Below are 12,252 nucleotides of genomic sequence, written 5' to 3'. Positions count from 1 at the left end.
GCCGTATCTGTCGATCGACCATGCGAAACTCCACACATTCTAGGTATTTTATGGCATATTGAATTTTTGAGTTTTTATGTCGCCGATTGATTGATTAGCTATCACACCGACTTATACTCAGAGGCGTTCCGACTCTCTTTCAAGGCTCTCTTCGCCACACTCTCTCGGAGGAACGCTCATGAAATCTTTCAAGCTTTGTTTCCTAGCGGCAATCTTGTCGTTGATGACGACTGCCCAAACTCGCGCCGACCAAGATCCCATTCCACTCATTCAGTGGACGCCCGGTGATCCGCCTGTCTTCGATTTTCACTTCACGAACCACATCCCCCCTGATCCAGCCGTCAAAGTCTTTCAATTTGTTGGTACTGCCAGGAGCCTGGTGACTGCGCCAACGACCTTCGACATTCTGGTTTATTTTGACTATGTCGATTCCACGGGCGCGACGGTTCTCATTCCGCCCCCACCATTTGGTTACCATAACGTGCGGCCTGCCGACGGTTTGCCTTATCACATTGAGGGCGGTCCCTACATATTGGATTTCTGTCCCCAGCAGGTGAGCATTCATTTCGAGATCACCTCGGAAGTGCCAATCGTCTTCGACGGTTTGTACGACCATACCTGCATACCGATTCCCGAACCCATCAGTGCCGTTCTACTCGGCTTGGCATGCGTGGGTGTTGCATTCGCGCGTTGGCGAAGTAGTTAAAGCCAAACGATAAATTCAAACCTTATGTCAGGCTCGGCCTGACATAAGGTTTCAGCTCGTGCATTTGTCTGCGGGAACCTAGCCTACGGAAAAAGTTGGCAGTACAAGGGCCAGCATGAGCCCCAATGATCCCGGCTCGGGCACGGCGTTAGCCGGAGGTGTCCCACCTCCGGCAAGAGCGTCCAGGGCGGAAAGTGAACCAACGTTATACTCAGTTTGCCAAGCTTCAAGGTCACCCGCGCTAAAAAGAATTGTCGATTCCCCCGCGTTGCCATTTCAAAAAATCTCGGCCATCAACGTCGCCATCGTTGTCGACGCCGGGTCGAAGACGCTCGCCCGTGATCCTTGCTTTTCACATCCGGAAAGCGGCTACGGGATCGTCCTTGAATATCCCGCAGCGCGGATTGCGTCACTCAACGAAGAACATGGTGTGATCGACGTTTCGCGGTGCGCACCACCGACCGAATGATTCATGAGTTGCCGGTCGATGCACGGGGGATGGTGAGATAGATTCGCTACCTACCGAACAACAAGGTACTAAAGCGATTTGTTTTACAGTTCACTTATCGTCGGGATTAAGAAAATTAAAGGCCAAACCTGCCACCAACCCGCCGGCGAGGTCAGCAGCAATATGAACCCATATCGAAGACAAATGGAACAGCCCGAGTGTTCCTGCTCCCACGGCAACCGCAGGATTGAAAGCCCCGCCGGAAATCGAACCCACGGCAAAGGCACCCGTGAGCACTGTGAAGCCGATGGCCAAACCGTAGAACGAGTTTCCCTCGGTCGGTTTGGCGGTAGCAGCATTTAGCACAACATAGGCCAAGGCAAACGTAAACAGAAACTCGGCCAAGCCGGCCTTTGCCAAATCGGCTGGTGGTGCTGCCGTATTTTCAACACCGCCAGTTAGGTACTTGGCAGTCCCGGCAGCGAGCAACGCCCCAGCGATTTGTGCAATCCAGTAAGGCACCATTTCGGCGGCAGGCAGACGACCACGCACGACGGCGGCCAGAGAAACGGCTGGATTGTAATGGCCCCCAGAAAGATGACCACCCGCATAGACCATCACCATCAATGCGGAACCAATCGCAAGTGGTGGAATAATTCCTCGACCTGCGTCAGCCGATAAAATGACAGCACAGCCAATCGTCAGCACCAAAAAAAATGTGCCAATCAATTCCGTGACTAACTTGCGAATTAACATCGCATTTCCTTTCCATGAGTTGTGAAGCGGGAATCTGCCTTCAAAGTCGTTCGCGAGCCAGGGCTATTTTGCCAGAGCGGCTGCTGGCTGGATAGTCAAATTTCTCGCTAATGGCGTCTACCGAGAAATACTCGCCTCGCGGGAACGAACGACAAAGAACAGCGCGACGGTTATGAGAATTAGCGCATTCGGCTCGGGCACGGAAACGCTCGTTGCTGTGAGACTACCCACCCCGTAGTTCGCTTGCCACGAGGCCAGATCGCCGACATCGGTGTTCCGCTGCCAGACTAGAAAGTCGCGGCCATCGACATCGCCGTCGAAATCAAAGTCACCAGCCAAGCCTGCGACTGTGTTGATAAACACATCGTTGCCGTCGCCGCCGGTATAGCTGATCGTCAACAGCGTGCCGCCATAGTTGGCAAACGGCGCGCCCTCGGCGAGACCTACAAAGTTGCCGCTAAGAGTGCCGGCGATGTCGATGATCTCCCACGATTGGCCGAGCATAGGCATGAAGCTCCCAAACAGATTCACTTCCAGCAGTCCCCCGAGCGTGGCATTCCCCGTGACATTGAGCTTGTCGAACTGCCCGGCGCTCGTGCCGCCGAGTTCAATTTCCAAAGCCCCGGCGTTCTGCGTGTAGTTGCCGTTGACGGTGGTTGTGCCGGGCGAAGTCCCCGGCGCAAGTGTGCCGCCACTGTTCACTAGATTGCCGTTGAAGGTCGTGGCGTGCAGCACGCCGCCGGTGAAGTTGAAGACGCCGGCGCCCGAGCGGGTGAATGAGCCCGTGGTAACCACGCCGCCGTTCATCGTAAATGTACCGCCTGTGACGTTAATTTGACCCGCCGCGCCAGGGCTGCCAGCAATGTTACCGCCTCCACCCAATCCTCCCGCAAGAGACACCGTCCCACTATTGATTGTGAACGTGCCTGCCGACACTCCCAGGGTGCCGCCTGAACCACCGCCACCGCCAGGTCGAACCCGTGTAGAACCGCCGTTTCCTCCTTTGAGGGTGATCATCGAGTCGCCGTTCATCACCAGTGAGCCACTGTTAACTTGAAGAGTTCCTCCAGCACCGCCAGGACCGCCGCCTAAGGCAGAGACCAAGGCACCGGATCCCCCAGCACCTCCAGCAAGAGACAGGGAAGATTGATCGCCGAGCGTAACAATACCACCGTCGATAGTGAGGCTCGCGCCCGTCCCGCCAGGACCGCCAATGTTATTTGCATCCGAGTTGGTACCGGTGACGCCATTACCGTCAAAAAGGCCCGTGCTTTGCACGGTGAGTGACTGGCCGGCCCCGCGGCTGAAGCTGCCGCCCGGGGTGAGAAACTTGCCGCCGTCGAGGAGTAGATTCCCGGCGACGTTAAACACACCTGTACCGGTGCGATTGATCGTGCCCGTGGCATTCACCGTGATCAGTCCGCTGCCGCTGGTGAACGTGCCGCCGTTGTTGACGTTGATTGTCCCCACCCCGCCGGTGGCGCTACCGACAGTAAGCGTCGACGCAGCGCTTTGCAGGAGCGTTGACCCGGCGCCGCTGACATTGAACGTGCCCGTGGCGGTGGAAGTCGTGGTGGCGAGGTTGATGTTGCCACTCGTGAGATCAGCACCGCTGAGGATCTCCAGTAGTCCGTCACTGCCGTCGCTCACCGCGTTCCCCAGTTCGATGGCGCCGCCGATGAAACCTTGCGCGCCGTTTTGATAACGCAAGGTACCGTCGAAACCATTGAAACTTCCCAAGAGGATGCTCGGGCCATTGAGCGCCGAGTTCGCGCCATCGACGGCGATCGACCCACTGCCGATCGTGATCAGGGTCCCCGCTTCGATCGGATTGAAACTCGTCACGAGCATGGGTTTCGTTGATGACCCGATCGTGAGCGTCTGATTGGGGCCACCAGCGCTCAATATGTTAAGAGTGAATTGGCGAACCGTGGCCGAGTCGCTTAGCCAAGAGACCTGACCACCGCGGACCGACGCATGAAAGAGCCCCTGATTCCCGGTGAACGTCGTCGTGTATGTGGCGTCGGCATTAAAGATCGCAAAATCCCCCCCGCCAGGGACGAGGCCGAAGGTGCCGCTCCAATTGCCAGGATTGTTATAAACGCCGTTCGGTGGCGAAGGGTCGGCCGCGCCGGTCCAGAACACTTGTGCGTGTGCATTCGCCGAATAGGCAGTAAACAAGCTGAGGAGCAAAGCAATACGAACGAGCGTAGAGAATCTCAAGTTGGCAATCATGGCGTGGCTCTCGCGAGTGGGACGAGTCGATGGCTAGCCGTGGTGCGCAACCTTTGGCGAAAGCAGATCGCCGCCAAATCAGGACCGCGCAACCGGAGGAGCGATTGTAACTTAGCTTCGAGACGTTCACAAACAGCGGTGATTAATCCCTCATGCGGTTCACCGTCACCCCCATCTAGCGGGAGTGGGGATAGTGAGCTGTTCGTCGATTGAAACTCGCGGCTACCAGGACGACACTCCAAAGACATAGGCATGATGGCTCGGGCACCGCGACACTCGTTGCCGTGAGACTACCCACGCCGTAGTTCTCTTGCCAATCAGCGAGATCACCGGCGCTAAACGGATATGTCGATTCCCCTCGCTGCCAAGTCAAAAAATCCCGTCCATCGACGTCGCCGTCGAGATCGAAGTCGCCTGGCGTGAATTCGGAGAACACATCCTCTAATGAGCCGCGGAAATAACGCGTTTGGTTATCTAAATCGGTATATTTCCCGAAGAAGATGTTGTTATCCGCTATGCCATAGATGTCATCGATGAGTAAGGTATTCGCCCCTTGGAAGTCGGCCGCATTCAAGTCGGTGAGCGTGTTATCGAAGAGAGAATACAAGAACACAGTGCTATCCGTATCACCGACGATGCGATCAAGATCGTTTACGCCAGTGGCGAACGAAGTCGCACCGAGCGTAAGAATATTGGGAATGTTTAATGCGAAGGGATCGCCCAAACGATAATAAGCGGCAGAGCCGGAGAGCGAGCCGGCGCTTAGGTCACTGTCCGAGAGGCCAGCAGACGGGACATAGCTTAGCGGAAAAACGTTGTGCTGAGTGCCATCATTGTAAAAAGAACCTCCACCGGGATTACCGACGAACTTTCCATCCAAATTTACGCCGGAGGTTTGGGCGTTGTTGACGAGGATACCTACAGTGTCAGTGGAGCGGTTCCAGCGACGGATGGAGTTAGAGCCGGCTTGCCGGTTCAAAAAGACATTCCCTTGTTCATCAACTCCAACGGCTTGGTTAGGAGCGTCACTTAGGATTGAAATCATTGTCCCGCCTTCATGACGGAAACTGTTCTGCACTCCGCTTCCGTTGTGCGCCCAGCCCACAATGATGCTTCCGTCATCGCTAATGGCTGTCGCGCGGGATTGTGAACCACCTAGGGTTCCTAAATCTTCGATTGTGCCGTTGGCTCGGCGGACGGCGGCTTGGTTGGTGGAAAGTTTGTAACCGACAATGTCGCCCTGGGCGTTACCGGATTGGGGGACGAAGTCAGCGCCCAAGTCCTGCATATAGATAGTGGCGGCCCGCAGGGGAATCGCTGCCAGGACAAGCAGCATAAAAAACAGCCCGCAAATAACGATGCGATTCACCATGCTCCCAATTGTGGCTGGAAATCGTAGCGAGTGCAATCAAATAAGTTCTGACCATTGTAGGACGACACTCCGTGTCGTAATTCGCAGCCTGGCAAGGACGCTCTATGTCTTGATCGGCAACAAATTCGACACAGAGTGCGATCTACTCTGAAGAAACGGCGTTAGCCGGAGGTGTCCCAACTCCGTTTATAAACCAAGGATCGTAGGCAGGAATCCGGGATCGCGTGGCGATCCGGCTAAGGTCGTGGGCTGCGAAGCCGAGCGGGTAACACAGCGAGAAACGCACAAACCAACATCAAACTCCCCGGCTCCGGCACTGCGAAGCTTTCTGCCACGAGCGCACCCGCGCCATAATTCGCTTGCCAATCTTCAAGGTCACCCGCGCTAAACGGATTGGTTGATTCCCCCCGCTGCCATTTCAGAAAGTCACGCCCATCGACGTCGCCATCGAAATCAAAATCGCCCGGCTCAGTTACTTCCACAGTCATCCCCGCGACGAACGGTACGCCGGACGGATTGCCTGCCGTTCCTGTGAGTCGAATCTCGGTGAGCGTTTGTCCTTGGAACGTTAGTGGCAGTACCAGCACCTGTCGGTCGAGACGCACAGATCCGTAGTTCGCAGTTTCAATATCCGGACCAACGAGGTTGTTGTAGATGTTCTGGGCGTGGTCACGGATATTCGTCCCCTGCACGAGGTCGAAGCTGGCGTAGGCTCCCCCAGTGCCGATTGCCTCCACGAGGCCATTATTGGCTCCGAATGTCCCGAATCCTGAGTTGATCAGTGTGTAGACTGCGACCACATCGGACTGATTGACTGGAAACACAAGACTGTAGGGACCCAGCGGGCTTATTACGATGCCCAAGCTATTGGCAGTATTCGCCAGTGGTTTCAAGTCAAACGGTACCCCGCCGACAGAGATCGTGATCGGCGCGACTGGGTACTGCGATCCACCGAATGATGTACGCAAATCAGTATTGAACTGGCTCGAAATGTCGACTGTATGGAATTCAGAAGCCACTAGTTTTGACAAGAAAACAATTGCGATTGCCAGGGCTAGCAAGGTGCGCGAGCCAGCGCAATTAAGAGTTACTCTCGGAAACATTAGTTATCCCCTTAAGGTAGTTTGTCAAACTCCGACGTACTCGATTTAACCGAGCGGCGGCACAGGCGACAAACAGCAACGCCAATCGCGGGAATCATGACAATCAATGCATTCGGCTCCGGCACGGCGATGATTGTCGCAGTCAATGCGCCCATACCGTAGTTCGCTTGCCAATCGGCGAGGTCTGTCGCGCTGAAAGGATTGAGCGAACCTCCGCGCTGCCACAATAAAAAATCTCGCCCATCCACGTCGCCGTCGGCATCGAAATCACCCGCGATGGTTACCAATAGTCTTCCGGTCGTGTAGAGTTGTGTGGCGTTCCAGCTGATGCCGCTGGGGAGCGATGGGAGTTGCAAGCTATTGAATGTGCCACTCAGACTCGCTCCGTCAATAATGTTGAATGCATCACCTACGCTTGGCACGAACGAGTTGGTTAACAGCACCTGCAGAGTGCCGTTGAGTGATACACCGCCGCTGACCAGTAGTTGATCGTAATTCGTCGCGGGTATCGTGCCGCCAATATCGAATTTTAGTTTGCCAGCGGCAGTTTGCGTGTAGCTGCCGTCAAGCTGCAAGGCACCTGCGGTAATGGATAAGTCGGAACCGGGATCGACGATGCCGCTGTTCAAGATGTCCGCCGAAATGTTGCTATTGCTCTCGATAATTCCGGTTGGCGCAACCGTGAGCGTGCCAGCGACTGCGATAGAACCACCGGTAATGACCCTGAGTTGGCTCGCAGATCCGGTACCCGTGCGGCCAACCAATAGGTTTCCGCCGATAGTCCAGCTCGACCCGGCACCAGCAAACCATGCTCGGCCAACACCACCGCTCAATTCCCCGAGATAGGCGCTGCCGCTGGTAAGCATCTGGCCGCCACCAGAAACAAAAAGTTGCCCCAGGCCGAGTTTGCCGATCACGATGTCACCATTGTTAGTCCAGGTTGACCCCACACCGTCAACAATGGCTTGGCCTAAAGCGACGAACGAGGATTCACCCATCACGGCCTCTCCGCTGGTCAGCTGCGCGCCATTTTCAATCGAGATCGTAGAAAAATTTTCTTTTCCGATACTTAAACTGCCACTAATAGTCAAAGTCGAACCAGCCCCACTGACCGTCGCGTAATTATTGGTTCCACCCCGACCCATGACCATGTTTGCGTGCGTACCACCAGTGACATTGACATCCGCGCCGCCAGTGATGTTTAAGCTGCCGCCGGAATCATCGTCGCCGATAATCAACTCGTCACCCAGTTCCCGCGAACCGGTCACATTGAACGTACCGCCATTGACATTGAGCACTCCCCCGTTGTTTAGGCCAACACTGGTGTTACCGATAATCACCGAGCTTGTGGAAAAATTGCTAAGCGTGGTATTGAGTTCGCCTTGCGTCCCAGCAGTGCCGATAACCAAGGCCCCCTCGGCCAACGTGTTCGCGGCGTCAATCGCGAAGTTAGCAGGCAATTGATTGAAGTTCACCGAGTCCGAAAAACTGACCGTGTTGGTCCCCACAATCAGTTGACGGACTTCGCGAGTGAGCGGACTAAGAATCGGCCGGCCTGGGAACGTCACGGCGTATTCGATATTGAGATTCCGATTGAATACAGCCGTATCGTTCACCAAGGGAACACCCGCCGACCATTTGGTGGCGTCGATAAAGCTGCCACTAGCGTTGCTATTCCAATTCGACGTGATGGCGGCCACCGGCAGACTCAATGCCAACATCAAGAAACAAGCCTGGACGAAGGGAGAAATTTTCATGGTGGATCGACCCTATTGGAGTTAGTGCCCGAATGATTCCAAGTTGTCTTCGAGGCCGACCCTTTGGCCGCCATATTTATTCTTTTCTATTTGCCAACATACCCCCGGCGGAAGCCAAATAACATCATCGCCACACCCACTCCCAACAATGCGCACCCCGGCTCCGGTAGGGCGGTGCTCGCCGCGGTCAATGCACCGATACCATAATTCGCTTGCCAGTCGGCGAGATCACCGACGCTGGCGTTTCTCTGCCACACGAGAAAATCTCGGCCATCGACGTCGCCATCGCCATCAAAGTCGCCGGGCGTGCTGACCGGGTCGATGTTGGACATAAAGATGCCCCGTCCGCTGGATGTGTAGTCCAGGCGGTAGATCAGGGTGCCGGAGTCGTTGAAGCTGCTGATACGGCCGTCCTGACCGCCGGAGTCTGTGACGGAACCGCCACCGGAAAGGAATGTGATCGCGCTGACGACGCGATTGTCCACGGCCGGGCCGGGATCGATGTCCACCAGATCGCCGGTGCGGACGATCTGCACGACATTGCCCGGCGTTCCCGCGTAGAGCGCGACGTTGTTGGAAAAGTTCACACCCGCGCCAGTCAGGATGCTGGTGAATGCCACCTGACCGGAAGCGTTCAGCGACGGGTTGCTAAGACCGCTGTAGGTGGCGCCGCCTCCGTTGGGGGCAGCGGCGCCGTGCAGCGCGATCGTCTGCAAAGTTTGGCCAGGAGTGCCGACAAAGATGCCGCGGTTCGATGTGCCGCCGGTGAGATTGGCGAGGAACGCCACGTTCCCGGCGGCATTGAGCGCGGGGCTGAACATCGCGGAGTAGTTGCCTCCCGCCGGGGCCGCATCGCCCATCACTGCGACGGTGGTCATTGTCGTGCCGGGGGTGCCGGCGAAGAGGGCGCTGTTGAAGTCGCCGTTGCGATTGGAGACAAATGCCACCTGTCCGGCCGAATTGACGGCAGGTGGGCCACTGAAGGGACCAAAGACTCCACCGGCCGGAGTCGTACTATTGTTAAGTGCGACGGTGGTCAGCGTCGTGCCGGGGGTGCCGAAGAAGAGGCCGCTTCCGGCGGAGCCGCCGGTGAGCGACGCCCCGAACAGCACATTTCCTTGCGAGTTGATCGCGGGGTTGCCGAGCTGCGAGTAATTCCCGCCGGCGGGAGCGGGGCTGCCCTGCAGGGCGACCGTCGTTAAGGTCGTGCCGGGGGTGCCGGCGAAAATGGCGAAGTCATCGAAGCTCGTGCGAGTGAGGAACGCCACCTGCCCGGAGGCATTGACCACCGGGTGGGCATTGAGGGTGGCGTAGTTGCCAGTGGCTGGAGTGGGGGTGCCCACAAGAGCGGCGGTCGTCGTTGCAGAGCCGATGGTGTGGGCGAATTGACCGTTGCCGCTCGCACTCGTGGTGGCAACAAACGCCACTTGACCGTTCGAATTGAACACGGGCTCGTTAAGGATGTTGTAGTTGCCGCCGGACGGGGCAGCGGTGCCTGTCTTAGCTACAATCTCTAGCGACCCCGGCGTTCCGGCGATAATGCCGGTGGGAGAGCTCGTACCGGAGAGTGTGGCTCGGAACGCGATCTGACCGGAGTTATTGAGCATGGGAACCATGACAGAATCCAAGACGTAGATGCTGCCATCCGGCGCGGGGGTGAAGCCTGAATTGATTAGGATCGCCGGTGGCGCCGCTGTTTGAGCTGCGACCGGCCCGCCGAGAATCAACAAGAGCCACACCATCAAGAACAGGATTGCAATTCGTTCTGATTTCATCGAAGCCGCCTTAAAGAGTAGAAGTGTGGTGTCTGATGAGGTCCCACAAGCGCGGCCTCTGTCCGTCGCCTAATTCAACGCGATTGCGGGCGGGTGTAGCATAACCGCAGTTCAATCGCCGAGCAAACACCGGGTAATCCGTCTGATTGGGAAACCTACGGCTCTATGGATTCACAGCCTTACGACCCGATTCCCGCTGACCTTGCGCACCAGCCCGCGCATTTCGAGCACGCTCACGGTTGCCAACACGCGCTGCACCGGTAGGCCCGAGGCTTCCGTCATTTCGTCGATCAGCGAACCCCGCGGTTCGATGGCTTGCAGAACTTGTGTTTCTTGCTCGTTGAGCGTCACTTCAATCGGCGCGCGGACTGTTGTGCCGTCATCGCGGCGGGCGGCCGTCGCCAGGGGGCCCAATTCTTCCAGCACGTCGTCGATACAAGTCACTAACTTTGCCCCGTCGCGAATCAAGCGATGCGGGCCCGAGGACAACGGGCTATCAATTTGCCCCGGCACGGCAAAGACTTGGCGATTCTGTTCGCCAGCATGCCGCGCGGTGATGAGCGCCCCGGAGCGGTCGGCGGCTTCAACGACAATCGTTCCCAAAGTGAGCCCGCTGATGATGCGATTACGTTGGGGAAACATGCCACTGATCGGCGGCATCGTGGGTGGCGCTTCGCTCACGACGCAACCTTGCGCGGCAATCTGTTCGGCCAGCTTCGCGTTCTCGGGTGGGTAAGGTGCGAGCACACCGCTGGCGAGGACCGCAATCGTGCGACCACCGGCGGCGAGCGCACCACGATGCGCGGCCGTATCGATACCGCGGGCCATCCCACTCACAACAGTAAAACCCGCGCAAGCCAAACTCGTGGCAAGCGACTCGGCTTGCTTCGTGCCATAACGACTGGCGTGGCGCGTGCCGACAATCGCCACGGCAAGTCCATCGATCTCTTTGAATTCGCCCCGCGCGAACAGCACGGCTGGCGGATCGGGCAGTTCTTTGAGCAAATGGGGATAGCGACTGTCGGCGGGCGTGAGAATCGCGATGTTATGTTCCGCCGCGATGCGAATCTGCTCATCGACATCAATTTCGTCGCGAGCGTTGGTGATGCGTTTGGCCAGCGTCGTGCCGATGCCGGGAACACATTGCAATTCCCCCATCGACGCAGCCAGCACGGAAGTCGGCGAACTAAAATGCGCGAGCAAACGCTGCATGGCCAGCGGCCCCACGCCCTGGACCATCGCCAGGCAAAGTCGGTCACGAAGCTGGGGGTCGGCGGTTTCCATCAGTGCCGACGATAATGCGGGGACGAGGCGAAAGCAACTAAAAACAGCTTTACTGATTCCAGTAGAAGAAAGGGGGGCTTGACCTGCAAATTTGGTTTCAGCGGTCTTATTAGCAGGAACTTGATCCTCGGATTACGGAGAAATTTTCGTGCCACACCATTTTTGCCGGCAATGGATATAATGGAAGTTCCAGAAAAATCAATTGACTATCGACTATCGACGCGATTAAATTTCATGACCCCCATCGGCCACACTCTCACTGGACTCGCGATCGGCTATTTGGCTCTGCCGCGTGATACACCTCCCAAGCAAAAGGCCATCACGCTTGGTGTGTTCGCGCTGTTGGCGAGTGCGCCGGACCTGCCGTTCCCCTATTGGGGTCACAATGATTACCGGATCAGCCACAGCTTGATCATGACAACGCTTGGCATTTTGCTGATCGGCGGCTTTTTCGCGTTCAAATACAGAGGTCGCCCGCCGTTTACACCGACGACGCTTATCGCGGGAGCCATCGCTTGGTATAGCCACATTCTGCTTGATTCGTTGTACAATCACGCGATTGGCCTAGAAGTCAGTTGGCCTTTATTCGACTATCGCATGTCCTGGCCGGTGCCCTGGCTTTCGCCGGGTAATAAGCTCGATGTTTTCAGTATGCACAATGTGAAGGTTGCCCTCTTTGAATTCCTGACCTTCGGGCCGTTATTAATGTTTGCTGTGTTCTGGAAACACGTTTTTCGGTGGCCAGCTTTTTCCACGCGCAACTCGGCAAGAACGGCACAAACGAAATGACCGATCTGCAGTAAGCCAGTTATCGCC

General features: G+C 56.6%; 10 protein-coding genes. 3 read left to right on the top strand and 7 right to left on the bottom strand.

All coding sequences use genetic code 11. From position 1 onward, the window contains the following. Nucleotides 1–178 precede the first annotated feature (178 nt). Together SH678x_RS01060 and SH678x_RS01055 are read left to right on the top strand one after the other, a co-directional pair. Nucleotides 179–706: a hypothetical protein gene (locus SH678x_RS01060; protein WP_496921027.1), complete on the top strand. Its 528-nt coding sequence runs from the start codon at nucleotides 179–181 to the stop codon at nucleotides 704–706. 268 nt (nucleotides 707–974) lie between these two features. Beyond that, the gene (locus SH678x_RS01055) at nucleotides 975–1,175 is read left to right on the top strand and encodes a hypothetical protein (protein WP_496921026.1); all 201 of its coding nucleotides are present in this window, start codon (nucleotides 975–977) and stop codon (nucleotides 1,173–1,175) included. Between the two features lie 90 nt (nucleotides 1,176–1,265). Here the strand turns inward: SH678x_RS01055 and SH678x_RS01050 are convergent, their stop codons facing one another. The 7 genes from SH678x_RS01050 to dprA all read right to left on the bottom strand — a co-directional run bounded on the left by SH678x_RS01050 (nucleotide 1,266) and on the right by dprA (nucleotide 11,436). Beyond that, nucleotides 1,266–1,910 carry an MIP/aquaporin family protein gene (locus SH678x_RS01050; RefSeq protein ID WP_496921025.1) on the bottom strand — a complete coding sequence of 215 codons (645 nt, stop codon included), beginning with the start codon at nucleotides 1,908–1,910 and terminating at the stop codon, nucleotides 1,266–1,268. A gap of 117 nt (nucleotides 1,911–2,027) precedes the next feature. Then, a complete protein-coding gene (locus SH678x_RS01045; RefSeq protein ID WP_496921024.1) occupies nucleotides 2,028–4,145 on the bottom strand; it encodes a beta strand repeat-containing protein in 2,118 nt (705 codons plus the stop codon). 175 nt (nucleotides 4,146–4,320) lie between these two features. Continuing rightward, nucleotides 4,321–5,517, bottom strand: coding sequence for a hypothetical protein (locus SH678x_RS01040; protein WP_496921023.1), 1,197 nt, complete (start codon nucleotides 5,515–5,517; stop codon nucleotides 4,321–4,323). Nucleotides 5,518–5,753: 236 nt separating this feature from the next. Next, nucleotides 5,754–6,485 carry a hypothetical protein gene (locus SH678x_RS01035; RefSeq protein WP_496921022.1) on the bottom strand — a complete coding sequence of 244 codons (732 nt, stop codon included), beginning with the start codon at nucleotides 6,483–6,485 and terminating at the stop codon, nucleotides 5,754–5,756. Between the two features lie 146 nt (nucleotides 6,486–6,631). After that, entirely contained in the window at nucleotides 6,632–8,377 is a 1,746-nt protein-coding gene (locus SH678x_RS01030; protein ID WP_496921021.1) for an autotransporter outer membrane beta-barrel domain-containing protein, read from the bottom strand. A gap of 86 nt (nucleotides 8,378–8,463) precedes the next feature. Beyond that, nucleotides 8,464–10,152 (bottom strand): DUF7453 family protein, encoded by a 1,689-nt coding sequence (locus SH678x_RS01025; RefSeq protein WP_496921020.1) that lies wholly within the window; start codon nucleotides 10,150–10,152, stop codon nucleotides 8,464–8,466. Between the two features lie 171 nt (nucleotides 10,153–10,323). Next, on the bottom strand, nucleotides 10,324–11,436 hold the full coding sequence (dprA, locus tag SH678x_RS01020; protein WP_496921019.1) for a DNA-processing protein DprA: 1,113 nt from the start codon (nucleotides 11,434–11,436) through the stop codon (nucleotides 10,324–10,326). 180 nt (nucleotides 11,437–11,616) lie between these two features. Between dprA and SH678x_RS01015 the strand changes: the two genes are divergently transcribed. Next, nucleotides 11,617–12,225 (top strand): metal-dependent hydrolase, encoded by a 609-nt coding sequence (locus tag SH678x_RS01015; protein ID WP_496921018.1) that lies wholly within the window; start codon nucleotides 11,617–11,619, stop codon nucleotides 12,223–12,225. Nucleotides 12,226–12,252: the final 27 nt, after the last annotated feature.

The sequence above is a fragment of the Bythopirellula superficialaquae genome (genome assembly GCF_059632245.1).
Note: the sequence above shows the minus strand (reverse complement) of the source record. Positions and strands in the feature narration are given on the sequence as shown.